Annotated in this window: 15 protein-coding genes and 1 pseudogene; 10 read left to right on the top strand and 6 right to left on the bottom strand. The window is 70.6% G+C overall.

Annotated elements, in window-relative coordinates:
- Positions 1-31: 31 nt before the first annotated feature.
- The 5 genes from AB0G84_RS32890 to ccsB all read left to right on the top strand — a co-directional run bounded on the left by AB0G84_RS32890 (position 32) and on the right by ccsB (position 5,538).
- Positions 32-1,255, top strand: a complete 1,224-nt coding sequence (locus tag AB0G84_RS32890) for a hypothetical protein (RefSeq protein WP_361329154.1) — start codon at positions 32-34, stop codon at positions 1,253-1,255.
- Between the two features lie 77 nt (positions 1,256-1,332).
- A complete protein-coding gene (locus tag AB0G84_RS32885; RefSeq protein ID WP_361329151.1) occupies positions 1,333-1,944 on the top strand; it encodes a TlpA disulfide reductase family protein in 612 nt (203 codons plus the stop codon).
- A gap of 7 nt (positions 1,945-1,951) precedes the next feature.
- Positions 1,952-2,710, top strand: coding sequence for a cytochrome c biogenesis protein CcdA (locus AB0G84_RS32880; RefSeq protein ID WP_361329283.1), 759 nt, complete (start codon positions 1,952-1,954; stop codon positions 2,708-2,710).
- A gap of 3 nt (positions 2,711-2,713) precedes the next feature.
- Complete coding sequence (locus AB0G84_RS32875) at positions 2,714-4,453, top strand: cytochrome c biogenesis protein ResB (protein ID WP_361329148.1); 1,740 nt, start codon at positions 2,714-2,716, stop codon at positions 4,451-4,453.
- Positions 4,450-5,538 (top strand): c-type cytochrome biogenesis protein CcsB, encoded by a 1,089-nt coding sequence (ccsB, locus tag AB0G84_RS32870; RefSeq protein ID WP_361329145.1) that lies wholly within the window; start codon positions 4,450-4,452, stop codon positions 5,536-5,538. Before AB0G84_RS32875 ends, ccsB begins: the two co-directional genes overlap by 4 nt.
- 124 nt (positions 5,539-5,662) lie before the next feature.
- Here ccsB and AB0G84_RS32865 read toward each other — a convergent pair whose 3' ends face one another.
- The 3 genes from AB0G84_RS32865 to AB0G84_RS32855 form a co-directional block, all read right to left on the bottom strand.
- Positions 5,663-7,090: an alkaline phosphatase family protein gene (locus AB0G84_RS32865; protein WP_361329142.1), complete on the bottom strand. Its 1,428-nt coding sequence runs from the start codon at positions 7,088-7,090 to the stop codon at positions 5,663-5,665.
- 214 nt (positions 7,091-7,304) lie between these two features.
- On the bottom strand, positions 7,305-7,919 hold the full coding sequence (locus AB0G84_RS32860; RefSeq protein ID WP_361329139.1) for a DUF4291 domain-containing protein: 615 nt from the start codon (positions 7,917-7,919) through the stop codon (positions 7,305-7,307).
- Positions 7,920-8,097: 178 nt separating this feature from the next.
- On the bottom strand, positions 8,098-8,526 hold the full coding sequence (locus AB0G84_RS32855) for a PLD nuclease N-terminal domain-containing protein (RefSeq protein WP_361329136.1): 429 nt from the start codon (positions 8,524-8,526) through the stop codon (positions 8,098-8,100).
- An 88-nt stretch (positions 8,527-8,614) separates the two neighbouring features.
- Between AB0G84_RS32855 and AB0G84_RS32850 the strand changes: the two genes are divergently transcribed.
- Positions 8,615-10,075: a menaquinone biosynthesis decarboxylase gene (locus AB0G84_RS32850; RefSeq protein WP_361329133.1), complete on the top strand. Its 1,461-nt coding sequence runs from the start codon at positions 8,615-8,617 to the stop codon at positions 10,073-10,075.
- Positions 10,072-10,974: a menaquinone biosynthesis prenyltransferase MqnP gene (gene mqnP, locus AB0G84_RS32845; protein ID WP_361329130.1), complete on the top strand. Its 903-nt coding sequence runs from the start codon at positions 10,072-10,074 to the stop codon at positions 10,972-10,974. Before AB0G84_RS32850 ends, mqnP begins: the two co-directional genes overlap by 4 nt.
- 45 nt (positions 10,975-11,019) lie before the next feature.
- Here the strand turns inward: mqnP and AB0G84_RS32840 are convergent, their stop codons facing one another.
- Positions 11,020-11,688: a DUF4870 domain-containing protein gene (locus AB0G84_RS32840; RefSeq protein ID WP_361329127.1), complete on the bottom strand. Its 669-nt coding sequence runs from the start codon at positions 11,686-11,688 to the stop codon at positions 11,020-11,022.
- A 103-nt stretch (positions 11,689-11,791) separates the two neighbouring features.
- Positions 11,792-12,397 (bottom strand): rhomboid family intramembrane serine protease, encoded by a 606-nt coding sequence (locus AB0G84_RS32835; RefSeq protein ID WP_361329124.1) that lies wholly within the window; start codon positions 12,395-12,397, stop codon positions 11,792-11,794.
- A 114-nt stretch (positions 12,398-12,511) separates the two neighbouring features.
- On the opposite strand from AB0G84_RS32835, the gene AB0G84_RS32830 reads away from it, so the two are divergent.
- A complete protein-coding gene (locus AB0G84_RS32830; RefSeq protein WP_361329121.1) occupies positions 12,512-13,240 on the top strand; it encodes a UbiX family flavin prenyltransferase in 729 nt (242 codons plus the stop codon).
- Positions 13,241-13,294: 54 nt separating this feature from the next.
- Here the strand turns inward: AB0G84_RS32830 and AB0G84_RS32825 are convergent, their stop codons facing one another.
- Positions 13,295-13,426, bottom strand: coding sequence for a hypothetical protein (locus AB0G84_RS32825; protein WP_361329118.1), 132 nt, complete (start codon positions 13,424-13,426; stop codon positions 13,295-13,297).
- A gap of 120 nt (positions 13,427-13,546) precedes the next feature.
- Here AB0G84_RS32825 and AB0G84_RS32820 point away from each other — a divergent pair, with 120 nt between their 5' ends.
- Both AB0G84_RS32820 and AB0G84_RS32815 read left to right on the top strand, forming a co-directional pair.
- Complete coding sequence (locus AB0G84_RS32820; RefSeq protein ID WP_361329115.1) at positions 13,547-14,005, top strand: Lrp/AsnC family transcriptional regulator; 459 nt, start codon at positions 13,547-13,549, stop codon at positions 14,003-14,005.
- Between the two features lie 224 nt (positions 14,006-14,229).
- Positions 14,230-14,364: pseudogene (locus AB0G84_RS32815) on the top strand (aminofutalosine synthase MqnE); the annotation flags it as partial.

Raw genomic sequence — 14,364 nt, 5'->3', positions numbered from 1 at the left:
AGTTCGGGCGAGCACGGATGGGGACGAGGGTATGCGCGCGATCAGTCGGCGAAACCTGCTGGGCATGGGGGTTGGGGCAGCCGCGGCGCTGGGCGTCGCCGGCTGCTCCTCGTCGAGCTCGGATGCGATAGCCGACAAGCAAAAGGTGAAGAACTCGGTCCAGGCCCGCCCCAAGCTCATCGGTGACGGTTCGACGGCGAATTACGGCGCGCAGCCTCATCAGCCGAAAGCCCCCCAGCGGATGGAGCCCGGACAGACCCCTCCGCAGTTCGTGGTCTTCTCCTGGGACGGCGCGGGAGAGGTCGGCAACGGCCTCTTCCCCCGCTTTCTCAAGCTCGCCAAGGACCACGGCGCGTCCATGACGTTCTTCCTCTCCGGTCTCTACCTGTTGCCGGAAGGCCAGAGGCACCTCTACGAGCCGCCGAACAACCGGCGTGGCGCCTCCGACATCGGTTACCTCAGCGACGACCACATCAAGGAGACGCTGAAGTACGTCCGGGAGGCCTGGCTGGACGGCCATGAGGTCGGCACCCACTTCAACGGCCACTTCTGCTCCGGCTCCGGCGCCGTCAAGTACTGGAGCCCCGAGCAGTGGCGCTCCGAGATCGAACAGGCGATGGACTTCGTCACGAAATGGCGCACCAACACCGGCTTCAACGGACTCGAACCGCTGCCCTTCGACTACCGACAGGAATTGGTCGGTGGCCGTACGCCATGCCTCCTCGGTCAGCGGAACCTGCTGCCCACCGCTAAGGAACTCGGCTGGCGCTATGACGCCAGCTCGCCCGGCGGTCTGCAGATGTGGCCGAAGAAGAAGATGGGCCTCTGGGACTACCCGCTCCAGCAGATTCCGTTCCCCGGGCACTCTTTCGAGGTGCTCTCGATGGACTACAACATCCTCGCCAATCAGTCCAAGAACTCCACCAAGGCCCCGCCGGTCAACTACCCCGGATGGCGGCAGCAGGCCACCGACGCCTATATCTCCGGATTCCGCCGGGCCTACGAGACCAACCGCGCGCCGTTCTTCATCGGCAACCACTTCGAGCAGTGGAACGGCGGCATCTATATGGACGCGGTCGAGGAAGCCCTCAAGCACATTGCCAATGAGCAGAACCAGGATGTCCATCTGGTGTCCTTCCGGCAGTTCACCGACTGGATGGACGCCCAGGACCCCGAGGTGCTGAGCAGACTCCAGCGGATCCCGGTCGGCCGCCGCCCCGCCGAGGGCTGGAAGGCGTACCTCTCAGCGGCCTGACGTGCCCCTTCGGGGAAGGCCGAGCCACGCCAGGGGGGTGCGGAAGATCCGGAAAAGGCCCATGCGAAACTTTTCACATGAGTGCTGACCGTGCCCGCAGTCGCCGCACGCCCCGCCGCCTCGCCCTGTTCGCCGCGGGAGCCGCGGCGGCCTCGCTGACGCTGAGCGCCTGCGGTGACGGCGCCTCCGGCGGCTCGGCCCAGACCCGCTTCGTCCCGGGGAAGGACGGCATCGCCACCGTCAAGGAGGCCGACCGCCAGCCGGCCCCCGAGCTGTCCGGCGAGACCACCACCGGCAAGAAGCTGGACGTCGGCGACTACAAGGGCAAGGTCGTCATCCTCAACGTCTGGGGATCGTGGTGCGGGCCCTGCATCGCCGAGGCGGACAACTTCACCAAGGTCGCCCGGGAGACCCAGGGCAAGGGCGTCCAGTTCATCGGGATCAACACCCGCGACTCCGAGAAGTCGCAGGCCACCAGCTTCGAGGAAGAGCACAAGGTGCCCTACCCGAGCCTGTTCGACCCCACCGGCAAGCTGATGCTGCGGTTCCCCAAGGGCAGCCTCAACCCGCAGTCCATCCCCTCCACGATCGCCGTCGACCGGCAGGGCAGGATCGCCGCCCGCTCGATCGGCCCGCTCACCGAGGACGAGCTGCGGGCCATGGTCAAGCCGCTGATCGCCGAGAAGTGATCCCGTGATCCAGCTCGCCGCCGCCGCGGACAACCAGACGATCATGTCCGGAGCCCTGCTCGCCGCCGTCCCCCTGGCGCTGCTCGGCGGGCTCGTCTCCTTCTTCTCGCCCTGCGTGCTGCCGCTCGTACCCGGCTACATGTCGTACGTCACGGGCGTCGCCGGCACCGACCTCGCCGAGGCCCGCCGCGGCCGGATGCTGGCCGGTGCGGCGCTCTTCGTGCTCGGCTTCACCGCCGTCTTCGTCTCCGGCGGGGCCCTCTTCGGGTGGTTCGGGCAGACCGTCCAGGAGTACAAGGACGTCATCTCGCGGGTGCTGGGCGCCCTGATGATCCTGCTCGGGCTGGCCTTCGCCGGTGTCCTCAGCCGCTTCGGCCAGCGCGAGTTCCGCTTCCACAAGAAGCCCGCCATGGGGCTGGCCGGTGCCCCGCTGCTGGGCGTGGTCTTCGGCGTCGGCTGGACCCCGTGCCTCGGCCCCACCCTCACCGCCGTGCAGACCCTCTCCTTCTACGAGGCCAGCGCCGCCCGCGGCGCCCTGCTGATGACCGTCTACTGCCTGGGCCTCGGCCTGCCGTTCGTCGCCGTGGCCCTCGCCTTCCGCCGGATCCTCGGGGCGTTCGGCTGGGTCAAGCGCCACTACGTGTGGGTGATGCGGGCCGGTGGCGGCATGATGGTCGCGCTCGGCCTCCTGCTCGTCACCGGTGTCTGGGGCAGCCTGATGTCCGAGCTGCAGAGCTGGACGCAAAGCTTCACCGTTGGGATCTGATTGATGTCCACCAAGACCGACACCCCCCGCGACCCGGAGGCCGGCCCGCCCGCCGCCGACCCGGGGGACCTGGGAGCCGCCGGATCCCAGCTCTCCACCGCGCCCCAGGAGGACGTCTCCCTCCCCTCGCTCGGCCCGCTCGGCTGGGCCCGCTGGTTCTGGCGGCAGCTCACCTCGATGCGGGTGGCGCTGCTGCTGCTCTTCCTGCTGTCCATCGGCGCCATCCCCGGCTCGCTGATCCCGCAGACCAGCATCGACCCGGTCAAGGTCGACCAGTTCAAGTCCGACCACGCCAGCCTCTCGAAGGTCTACGACGCGCTGGGGATGTTCCACGTCTACAGCTCGGTGTGGTTCTCGGCGATCTACCTGCTGCTGTTCATCTCGCTGATCGGCTGCATCCTGCCGCGCAGCTGGCAGTTCGTCGGACAGCTCCGCGGCCGCCCGCCGGCCGCCCCCCGCCGACTGACCCGGCTGCCCGCCTACACCACCTGGCGCACCACCGCGGCGCCCGACGAGGTCCTCGCCGCGGCCGAGCGGATGCTGAAGAAGCGCCGCTTCCGCGCGCACCGCGCCGGCACCGCGGTCGCCGCCGAGAAGGGCTACCTGCGCGAGGTCGGCAACCTCGTCTTCCACGTCGCGCTGATCGTGATGCTGGTCGCCTTCGCGGTCGGCAGCCTGTGGAAGTCCGAGGGCGGCAAGCTGATCACCGAGGGCGACGGCTTCGCCAACAGCCTCACCCAGTACGACGACTTCAAGTCCGGTTCCTTCTACGACACCGACACCATGGAGCCCTTCGGCTTCACCCTGGACAAGTTCGTCGCCACCTACGAGCGGTCCGGCCCCCAGAAGGGCACCCCGCGGATCTTCCGCGCCGACGTCACCTACTACTCCGGTGCCGACGGCGCCCAGCACAAGACGTCGATCAAGGTGAACACCCCGCTCGACATCGCCGGCAACCGGGTCTACCTGCTCTCCCACGGCTACTCGCCGCAGGTCACCGTCAAGGACGGCCGCGACAAGGTCGTCTACAAGGGCGCGGTGCCGTTCCTCCCGCAGGATCCCAAGAACTTCACCTCGACCGGCGTGGTCAAGGTGCCCGGCGCCCGCACCAAGGACGGCAAGCGCAACCAGCTCGGCTTCCAGGGCTTCTTCGTGCCGACCTTCGGCGGCAAGGGCTCCGGCTCGATGTTCTCGCAGTTCCCGGCGCTGGATAACCCCCGGCTGGTGCTGACCGCCTACCACGGCGACCTGGGCGTCGACTCCGGCATCCCGCAGAACGTCTACCAGCTGCAGATGAAGGGCCTCAAGCAGTACAAGGTGGACGGCCGGGCGGTCGCCCAGATGATGCGGCCCGGCGAGACCATGAAGCTCCCCGGCGGCGACGGCAGCATCACCTTCAACGGCGTCAAGACCTGGGCCAGCTTCAAGATCAGCCACCAGCCGGGCAACGGCCTCGCCCTGACCGGCGCGGTCGGCGCCCTGCTGGGGCTGGCCGGCTCGCTGTTCATCCAGCGCCGCCGGGTGTGGATCCGGGCCGAGCAGGTCGAGGAGAACGGCACCACCCACACCGTGGTCGAGCTGGCCGGACTCGGCCGCAGCGAGTCCCCCCGGCTCCCCGAGGAGCTCGCCGCCCTCGCCGCCGCTCTGGAGCCCGACGCCCCGCTCAGCCCGCCCACCGAAGACCCCGCGGAGCCCACCGACTCTGACGGTCCTGCTGAACCCTCCGAAGGAGCGCGCGCGTGAACCTCGCTGCCGCAGCCAACGAGACACTGGCGAACAACAGCAACCTGCTGGTCTATTCGGCGATGGCCGTCTATACGCTCGCGTTCGTCGCCCACATGGCCGAGTGGGTGTTCGGCAGCCGCAGCAAGGTCGGCCGCACCGCCGCGGCGCTCACCGCCGACGCCCCGGCCGCGTCGGCCGCCGGGGCCCGCGCCGAGGCCCAGGGCGGCGGCACCGCCGTACTGGAACGCCCCAAGGTGATCACCAGGTCCGTGGCCGGCCAGCGCGACGTCCCGGACGGCCCCGGTGCCGCCGGCGGCACCGAGAAGGGCGACCTCTACGGGCGGATCGCCATCTCGCTGACCGTGCTGGCCTGGGCGCTGCACGTCGGTGGCGTGGTCACCCGTGCGCTGTCCGTACAGCGTGCCCCCTGGGGCAACATGTACGAGTTCTCCACCACCTTCGCCGCGGTCGCGGTCGGCATCTACCTGCTGCTGCTCACCCTGAAGAAGAACGTCCGATGGATCGGCCTGCCGCTGGTCACCACGGTCCTGCTCGACCTCGGGCTGGCCGTTTCGGTCCTCTACACCGCCAGCGACCAGCTGGTGCCCGCGCTGCACTCGTACTGGCTGTGGATCCACGTCTCCTGCGCCATCATCTCCGGCGCGTCGCTCTACATGGGCGCGGTCGCCACGCTGCTGTTCCTCTTCCGCGACCGGCACGAGGCCAAGCTGGCCGACCCGGCCGGCAAGCAGCCCGGCGCCTTCGCCACCTCGGTGCTGGAGCGCCTGCCGTCCGCGGCCTCCCTGGACAAGTTCGCCTACCGCATCAACGCCACCGTCTTCCCGCTGTGGACGTTCACCATCATCGCGGGCGCCATCTGGGCCGAGGCCGCCTGGGGCCGCTACTGGGGCTGGGACCCCAAGGAGGTCTGGAGCTTCATCACCTGGGTCGCCTACGCCTGCTACCTGCACGCCCGCGCCACCGCCGGCTGGAAGGGCCGCAAAGCCGCCTGGCTCGGCCTGATCGCCTTCGCCTGCTACCTGTTCAACTACTACGGCGTGAACATCTTCGTGACCGGCCTGCACTCCTACGCCGGAGTCTGAGCCCCTCCCGTCACGGGAACACCACCGGTGCCGTACGGCCCCCACACCACGCGGGGGCCGTACGGCACCGCCGTTCCCGCGGTCCGTACGGCCCCGCCGACCGGCCTCTCCGGCCGCTCCGTCCTCAGCGGCGCCGGCGGCGCCCCGGCTCCTGGCGCGGCGGATGCTGGTCCGCACCCGGCAGCGTGGGCTTCGGCAGGTGCGCCACCTCCCACTGCGCCTCCGCGAGCTGCTGCGCGGTGTTGTCCGGCAGCCGCGGCGGCCGACGAGCCGCGTGCCGGAAGCCGAACGCCGAGGTCAGGTCGCCGAACGCGGCCCGCCGCCAGTCGCTGATGTTGGGCTCGGCCACCCCCGTCCAGCGCTCCAGGAACTGCAGCACCGAGGTGTGGTCGAAGGCGTCACCGGCCGCCCAGCCGCCCACCGTCCACGGCGAGACGATCAGGCACGGCACCCGGAACCCGCCGCCGATCGGCAGCCCCTGCACGAACTCGTCCTTGGTGCCCGGCGGTGGCACCGGCGGCGGCACATGGTCGAAGAGCCCGTCGTTCTCGTCGTAGTTGAGGATGAAGACCGTCTTCGCCCACACCTTCGGGTTCGACGCGATGGCCTCCAGCTTCTGCGCGACGTAGTCCGCACCGGCCGCCGGCAGGTAGTCGGGGTGCTCCGACTGGTGGCTGGTCGGGATCAGCCAGGACACGGCCGGCAGCCGGTCGTTGCGCGCGTCGTCCTCGAAGGTGCCGGCCGGCTGCGACCGCATCCCCCGCTCGTAGAGCGGATCGCCCGGCTGGGAGTCCCGGAAGGTCTGGAACTGCTCCAGCAGGTTGCAGCCGTAGTCGTCCTCCTCCTGGTACACCTTCCAGCTGATGCCGGCCGCCTGCAGCCGCTCCGCGTACGTCGTCCAGCGGTACGGCTTGGGCGCGGTGTTGTTCAGCACCGGTCCGCCCCGGGTGCCGCCCGGGTCGATGGTCCCGGTCATCCAGTAGAGCCGGTTGGGCCAGGTCGGGCCGAAGACCGAACAGAAGTAGTTGTCGCAGAGCGTGAACGCCTCCGCGAGCGCGAACTGGAACGGGATGTCCTCCCGGGTGTGATAGCCCATCACATACGGCCCGTTGACCCCGTCCGCCTTCCGGTGTGCCGGCAGCCAGCGGTCCATCTTGCCGCCGTTCCACGCCTCGTGCTGCACCGACCAGGCGTGGCTGGTGGAGGGGATGGCCTGGGCGCTGGAGGTGTGGGTGTTGAGGCGGAACGGCAGCAGATAGCCGTCCGGATTCGCCGCGTCCGGCTGGTGGAAGACCGACCGGCCGTCCGGCAGCGTCAGCGCGTCCGGATCGGCGAAGCCGCGGACCCCGCGCAGAGTGCCGAAGTAGTGGTCGAACGAGCGGTTCTCCTGCATGAGCATGACGACGTGCTCGACGTCGTGCAGTGAACCGTGCCGTGCGGGTCCGGCGGCGACGGCCTTTTGGACACTGGGCGGCAGCAGCGACAGCGCGGCGGCGCCACCGACCGCGCCGGCCGCCGAGCCGAGGAGTCTGCGTCGGGTCATGTCGGGCATATGTGCCACTCTCCCTGAGTCGCGTGAGCCCTCAGTGGGCCGACATGACTGTGGCGGCGGGCGAGTTTCCCGGGCAGGGGGAGGTAGCTGAACGGTGCATCAAATGGCTGTGAACGGCCGCCAGTTGGCTGGGGCACGCTACGTCCCGTACGCCACTCGACGCAGTGCCCCGCGGACCCTTGGATGGCCGGAAATACGCGTCCGGGAAGCCGCGTCAGGACACGCGGCCGAGGCCCGGAGTTCCCTCGGGTGCAGGGTAGGGAAGCTCCTCGGGCAGCAGCGCGGCCGCCCCCGCCTCATCGCCCGCCCGCATCCGCGCCCGCACCTCGTGCGCGAGCGGGGTGACGTCCCGGATCGCCACCGTCCACTCGTCCGCGTACCGCCGCGACGCCTCGCCCGCCAGCCCCAGCTGCAGCGAACGGTACGGCAGCGGCCGCAGCCGCAGATCCCGCTCCGGGTCCCACTGCACCCGTGCCGGCGCGCCCTTCAACTGGCGCTTCCAGGCCTCCCGGTCGGCGTGCTCGTCCGGCGCGTAGTGCGACAGACAGGCGTGCCGCAGCGCCCAGTCGAAGCCCGCCCGGTCGATCTCGACCGCCAGCACCGTCTCCTGATCGGCCTTGGCGCCCCATCCGCAGCGGTACATCATCCACAGGAACGACGGCTTGATCCAGGTCATCCGCTCCCGCTTCCAGGCCGACGGGAAACGGCCGTCGCGCGCCGCGGGCACGCCCAGGGACGGGGCGTACGCCTGATAGACGGTGACGGTCCGTTCGGTGAAGGAGGCGCGGATGCGTCGGACGGGTTCGGCGCTGGTCGGGGCGGTGCTCATGACGCGCCATCCTGGCGCACGGCCGCTGCCCGGGCCACCGGTTATCCGCGCCGTTGGCTCACCGGTCCCCGATGTCCTCGTGCCACCGTTCCGGAGACATTGGGACATCGGGGCGTCGGAACATCGGGGCGTCGGGGCGGGGGCGTCGGGCCGCGCGACGGACCCGGCGCGGAGCGGGCTAGCCCTTGGCCGGCGGCGGGGTGTCCTCCGGGCCCTCGGGCTCCTGGGACCTGCGGCGCAGTTCCTCCTCGCGGCGGCGGAGGTCGGCCTCCCAGTCCTTCAGCAGGGCGGCGTCCTTGTCCTTCGCGGCGCTCTCGTCCTTGAGGGAGCGGAGGAACTCGGGGTTGTCGTCCGGCGCCACCCACGCCGTGCGGTGGTTGCGGTGCCACGGTGAGGGCGTGCTGCCGCCGCCGCCCGCGGGCCGCCGCTGCTTGCCCGCCACCAGCCAGGCGACCGGGCCGACCAGCACCTCGCCGAAGAGCAGGATGATCAGCACCCACGCCACCTTGGGCAGGCCGCGCACCTGTGATTCCGGGGTGTTGAGGCAGTCGATGAACGCGTAGATCCACAGTGCCAGCACCAGAAGGAGCGGCAGATACCTGAGCATGGCGGAGCGGGCCCCCTGCACACGACGGCGGGCCCGCTGCGGGGCCCGGTGACCCGTCCAGGGTAGTGCGTGCCCGATACTGGAACGCATGGCTTATGACGATCTCCGCTCGTTCCTGCGCGCACTTGAGCGGGAGGGCGACCTCAAGCGCATCAAGGCCGAGGTCGACCCACACCTGGAAGTCGGCGAGATCGTGGACCGGGTGCAGAAGTCCGGCGGACCGGCCCTGCTGTTCGAGAACGTCAAGGGCGCGGCGATGCCGCTCGCCATGAACGTCTACGGCACCGACCGCCGGCTGCTGAAGGCGCTCGGCCTGAAGTCCTACGAGGAGATCAGCGGCAAGATCGGCGGACTGCTCAAGCCCGAGCTGCCGCACGGCTTCGTCGGGATCCGCGAGGCGTTCGGCAAGCTCGCGGGGATGACGCACGTCCCGCCGAAGAAGGTCAAGGGCGAGAGCGCACCCGTCCAGGAGGTCGTGCTCACCGGCGACCAGGTCGACCTCGACGCCCTGCCGGCGCTCTTCACCTGGCCCAAGGACGGCGGCTCCTTCTTCAACCTGGGGCTGACGCACACCAAGCACCCCGAGACCGGGGTCCGCAACCTGGGCCTCTACCGCCTCCAGCGCCACGACAAGCGCACCATCGGCATGCACTGGCAGATCCACAAGGACAGCCGCAACCACTACCAGGTCGCGGCCCGGCGCGGGGAGCGGCTGCCCGTCGCCATCGCCTTCGGCTGCCCCCCGGCCGTCACCTACGCCTCCACCGCCCCGCTGCCCGGCGACATCGACGAGTACCTCTTCGCCGGCTTCCTCCAGGGCAAGCGGATCGAGATGGTCGACTGCAAGACCGTCCCGCTCCAGGTCCCGGCGCACGCCGAGGTCGTCATCGAGGGCTGGCTGGAGCCCGGCGAGATGCTGCCGGAGGGCCCGTTCGGCGACCACACCGGCTTCTACACGCCGCAGGAGCCGTTCCCGGCGCTGACCATCGACTGTGTGACGATGCGGAAGCGGCCGCTGCTGCAGTCGATCGTGGTCGGCCGGCCGCCGACCGAGGACGGGCCGCTGGGCCGGGCGACGGAGCGGTTCTTCCTGCCGCTCCTCAAGATCATCGTCCCGGACATCGTGGACTACCACCTGCCCGAGTCCGGCGGCTTCCACAACTGCGCCATCGTCTCGATCGACAAGAAGTACCCCAAGCACGCCCAGAAGGTGATGCACGCCATCTGGGGCGCGCACATGATGTCGCTGACCAAGCTGATCGTCGTGGTGGACGCCGACTGCGACGTCCACGACCTTCACGAGGTCTCCTGGCGGGCGCTGGGCAACACCGACTACGCCCGTGACCTGACCGTCGTCGAAGGCCCCGTCGACCACCTCGACCACGCCTCCTACCAGCAGTTCTGGGGCGGCAAGGCGGGTATCGACGCCACCAAGAAGTGGCCCGAGGAGGGCTACACCAGGGACGGGGGCTGGCCGGACATGGTCGAGTCCGACCCGAGCACGGCGGCCCTGGTGGACCGCCGCTGGAAGGAGTACGGCCTCTCGTGAGCAGTGCATCCGCAGCCATCCCCCAGCCGGGCCGGACCAAGGCCTTCCTGCGACTGGTCATGATCGAGCACTCGGTGTTCGCGCTGCCCTTCGCCTATATCGCCTCGCTGACCGCGATGTTCGAGCGGGACCGGCACATCGACTGGGCCCGGCTGCTCCTCGTCACCGTCTGCATGGTGGGCCTGCGCACCTTCGCGATGGCCGCAAACCGGATCATCGACCGGGAGATCGACGCCCGCAATCCACGCACCGCACACCGCGAACTGGTCACCGGTGCGGTGTCGGTGCGCTCCGCCTGGACCGGCGCACTGATCGCCCTGGCCGTCTTCCTCGGTGCCGCGGCGCTGCTGAACCCGCTCTGCCTGGTGCTCGCCCCGGTCGCCGTGGTGCCGATGGTGGTCTATCCGTACGGCAAGCGCTTCACCAACTTCCCGCAGGCGATCCTGGGTCTGGCCCAGGCCATGGGCCCGGTCGGCGCCTGGATCGCCATCACCGGCTCCTGGTCCTGGGAGGCGGTGATCCTCGGCCTCGCGGTCGGCATCTGGATCGGCGGCTTCGACCTGATCTACGCCTGCCAGGACGTGGACACCGACCGCGAGATCGGCGTGCGGTCGGTCCCGGCCCGCTTCGGCATCCCGGCCGCGATCTGGGGGGCGCGCGGCTGTCACCTCGTCACCACGGCGCTGTTCGTCTGGTACGCGCTGACGATCGGCGCAGGCCCGTTCCTCTGGCTGGGCCTGGTGATCGTCGCGGGCGCCTTCCTCTACGAGCACACCCTCGTCAAGCCGCACGACCTCAGCCGCCTCAACCGGGCGTTCTTCCAGGTCAACGGCTTCATCGGGATTGCGCTCTTCGTCTGCGCACTGCTGGACCTGCTGGTGCGCGGGCTGTCGGTCTGAGCCCGCGGGCGGGGGACGGCCGACGGGCCGGCTCCCGCCGTACGGTCAGCCCTTGCTGAGGGGCCAGGCGATCAGACGGGGGTAGGTCCACAGCTCGCCGCGGTTCGCCTTCACCGTGCCGATGACCGCGCAGACCATGCCGGATATCCCGTACGCGGCCATGATGACCAGGACGGTCACCAGCGGGACCGCCAGCCCCGAGCTGTTGCGCTGCGCCTCGGTGCCGACCGCGGCGAAGATGACGGCGCTGCCGAAGTACAGCACCACGCCGAGGGCCGCCACGATGGCCTGGGTGATGCCGAAGTTCACCGCCTGGGTGGCGTGGTGGCGGACGTACGGGTCGTGGCGGTGGCGGTCGTTGGAGCGCACCGACATCGGGAAGATCCAGCCGAGGAAGGCACCGAGCCCACAGCACATCCCCGACCCGACCGTGACGGTCAGCAGCGCGCCGAGGTGCGCCCACATGGCGGGACCGGTCGAGGGCCCGGACGGCGGCGCGCCGCCGGACCACCCCTGCGGCGCCCCGTACGGCGCGGGCGACCCGTACGGCGAGGGCGAGCCGTAGGACGGCGGGGCCTCGTAGGGCGGTTGAGGGGTGCCGTACGGCGGCGGCGGGGTGCCGTAGGCCGGTTGGGGGCCGTGCGGCGGGGTGCCGTAGGGCCCCTGAGGGCCGCCGGGAACGGCGCCGTATGCGCCTCCGTGCGGGTCGGACATGGTGTGCACCCCCGTGTGAACTGCCTGTTGCGCCCTTGCGCCGATGCGCTCGGGGCCCGCCCGTTCCTGCGGCGGCGCCCCGGTCATCGTGCCGCTTTCGAGGCTACGGGACGGGTCTGACAGTGGTGCTGTCGGTGACGCCCCGGGCACGCTCGCGCAGGACGAAGGCCGCCGCCACGCCGCCGATCAGCCCGAAGAGGTGCCCCTGCCAGCTGATGCCGGCGGTGGTCGGCAGCGCGCCCCACAGGATCGAGCCGTACACCACGCCGACGGCCAGGCCGATGCCGATGTCGAGCGGCGAGCGTTCGATGAAGCCGCGCACCAGGAGGTAGCCGAAGAGGCCGAAGACGACGCCGGAGGCGCCCACGGTGTTGCTGTTCGGGGCGGCGGTCAGCCAGATGCCCAGCCCGCTGGCGAGGATGATCAGCAGCACGACGGCGAGGAAGCGGCGGATGCCGCTGCGCAGCGCGGCGAGGAAGCCGAGCACCAGCAACGGCAGGGTGTTGGCCGCCAGATGGCCGAAGCCGAAGTGCAGGAAGGCGGCGGGCACCACGTCGACCAGCTCGTCGGGGTCGCGCGGCTGTATGCCGAAGGCGTCCAGGGCGCCCCCGGTGAGGACGTCGACGCCCTCCAGCAGCCAGAGCAACGCGACCCAGCCCAGCATCAGGCAGAGCGCGGGCACCGCTCGTCGTGTGGTCCGTCCTGGCATCCGGGGCCGTCCTTCCCGTCCTCCGCCGCGGCGGCCCCGGGCGGGGCCCGGCGGGGGCGCACAGGTAACAACGGCCGTGACGGGGTCCGTGGTTCCGCCGGATAGGCTCGATGCGTGGAGCCGCCGCACAACGACACCAGCAAGCAGGACCCCGGCCGGCGCCGTCCGTGGGTCGTGGGGATCTCCGGCGCGTCCGGAACGCCGTACGCGGCGTCCGTGGTGCGCGGGCTGCTCGCCGCCGGGGAGGCGGTGGACCTGATCGTCAGCCGGGCGTCGCGGCTGACGCTACTGGACGAGACCGGTATCGCCTTCCGGGACGCCCACTGGCGCGCCGACCTGCGGGAGTGGCTGGCGCGCGGGGCGGACGGCAAGCCGACGGCGTTCCCGGTGACCGAGGCGGACCTGGCGGACGTGCGGTACTGGCCGGCCGGGGACCTGGCCGCCGGGCCGTCGTCGGGCTCGTACCCGGTGAAGGGGATGCTGATCGTCCCGGCGAGCACGGCGTGTGTGGCGGGGGTGGCGCTCGGACTGTCGAAGGACCTGCTGCAGCGGGTCGCGAGCGTGACGCTCAAGGAGCGGCGGCGGCTGGTGGTGACGGTGCGCGAGGCGCCGTTGAACGGGCCGACGCTGAAGCATCTGGTGGCGCTGGACGAGGCGGGCGCCGTGGTGCTGCCCGCCTCACCGGCGTTCTATGCGGGGGCGACGCACATCCAGGACCTGGTGGACTTCGTCGCCGGCCGGGTGCTCGATGCGGCCGAGGTGCCGCACGGGCTGTACCGGCGCTGGGAGGGGGAGCTCGGGGGCGGTTCCAAGGATGCGGAGGAGGCCCCGGACGCTCCTTAGCGCTGCGGTGTCCCGCGGCGGCCGGTCAGCCCGTCGGGCCGGCCGGCCCGTGGGTCAGCGCTTCTTCGCTGCGGCGCGGCCGAAGCGGCGCCGGGACGGCTGCTGTGCGGACTTGTGGGCACGTGAACGATTGGCCTGGTCCTGCAGCTCGCGCATGCGGGCGTAGGCCAACTCGATCGAGTACACGGTGACAGCTCCTGTGAGATCGTCTTTGATCGCCGAAAGATTCGCAGGGTTTCGACCCTGCATGCCTTAGATTCTACATGCAAAACTCGAAAATGCGTAAAGATTGGAAGGCTTGAGGGCATGGACGCGGTGGATAGGCAGCTCATCCAGGCACTTCGTGAGAACGGCCGGGCCTCGTACGCGGAGCTCGGCCGGCTCGTGGGGCTCTCCGGGCCGAGCGTCACGGACCGGATCAACCGCCTCGAAGCGGCCGGGGTGATCACCGGCTACCGCGCGACGGTCGACGCCGCCTCGCTCGGCCTCGGCGTCACCGCACTCGTCGGCATCTCGCTCTCCGACGCCGCCGACCACGAGGACGTCGCCCGCCGGCTGCGGGACCTCGCCGAGATCGAGGACTGCTGGTTCATCGCCGGCGACGACTCGTACATGCTCAAGGTGCGCGTTGGCGATGTGGACGGCCTGGAGCGCACCATCCGGCGGCTCTCCGGCACCAGGGGCGTCTCCCGTACGCGCACCACGGTCGTGCTCTCCACCAAGTGGGAGAACCGCGTCGGCGAGCTCCCCGAAGAGGTCGAGTAGGCCGCCGGCCGCAAGGGCGAACGCGGCGGGCGGGCGCGCCAAGGGCGGCCCGTCCGCCGTCGTGACGGGGGAGTAGGCTCGGCAAGGCTCGTTCTGCGCATGGGAACGGCCGGAGGCACAGCTGACGACACCGCCGCCGGAGCGGCTGGGAGACGGCTGAGGACGGCTAGCGAAGACGCCTGGTGACACGGCGGAGACTGGGAGGCGACCGGATGGCTGCGTCGATGGATGCGGGCCTCAAGCGCGAGCTGGAGGCCAAGGTCCGCGCCGGTGAGCGGTTGAGCCGTGAGGACGGTATCGCGCTCTACGCGTGTGATGACCTGGCGTGGCTGGGTGGTCTGGCGCATGAGGTGCGTACC

Source organism: Streptomyces sp. NPDC020742, assembly GCF_040641675.1.
Lineage (GTDB): Bacteria > Actinomycetota > Actinomycetes > Streptomycetales > Streptomycetaceae > Streptomyces.
The sequence above is the reverse complement of the archived record's forward strand: the minus strand, read 5'-3'. Positions and strand labels throughout refer to the sequence as shown.

Excerpts from the sequence above, each read along its gene's own strand:
- AB0G84_RS32865 (WP_361329142.1), bottom strand. The coding sequence starts at position 7,090 with ATGCCCGACATGACCCGACGCAGACTCCTCGGCTCGGCGGCCGGCGCG.
- AB0G84_RS32840 (WP_361329127.1), bottom strand. The coding sequence starts at position 11,688 with ATGTCCGACCCGCACGGAGGCGCATACGGCGCCGTTCCCGGCGGCCCT.
- AB0G84_RS32850 (WP_361329133.1), top strand. The coding sequence starts at position 8,615 with ATGGCTTATGACGATCTCCGCTCGTTCCTGCGCGCACTTGAGCGGGAG.
- AB0G84_RS32835 (WP_361329124.1), bottom strand. The coding sequence starts at position 12,397 with ATGCCAGGACGGACCACACGACGAGCGGTGCCCGCGCTCTGCCTGATG.
- AB0G84_RS32855 (WP_361329136.1), bottom strand. The coding sequence starts at position 8,526 with ATGCTCAGGTATCTGCCGCTCCTTCTGGTGCTGGCACTGTGGATCTAC.
- AB0G84_RS32820 (WP_361329115.1), top strand. The coding sequence starts at position 13,547 with ATGGACGCGGTGGATAGGCAGCTCATCCAGGCACTTCGTGAGAACGGC.
- AB0G84_RS32890 (WP_361329154.1), top strand. The coding sequence starts at position 32 with ATGCGCGCGATCAGTCGGCGAAACCTGCTGGGCATGGGGGTTGGGGCA.
- AB0G84_RS32885 (WP_361329151.1), top strand. The coding sequence starts at position 1,333 with ATGAGTGCTGACCGTGCCCGCAGTCGCCGCACGCCCCGCCGCCTCGCC.
- AB0G84_RS32860 (WP_361329139.1), bottom strand. The coding sequence starts at position 7,919 with ATGAGCACCGCCCCGACCAGCGCCGAACCCGTCCGACGCATCCGCGCC.
- AB0G84_RS32875 (WP_361329148.1), top strand. The coding sequence starts at position 2,714 with ATGTCCACCAAGACCGACACCCCCCGCGACCCGGAGGCCGGCCCGCCC.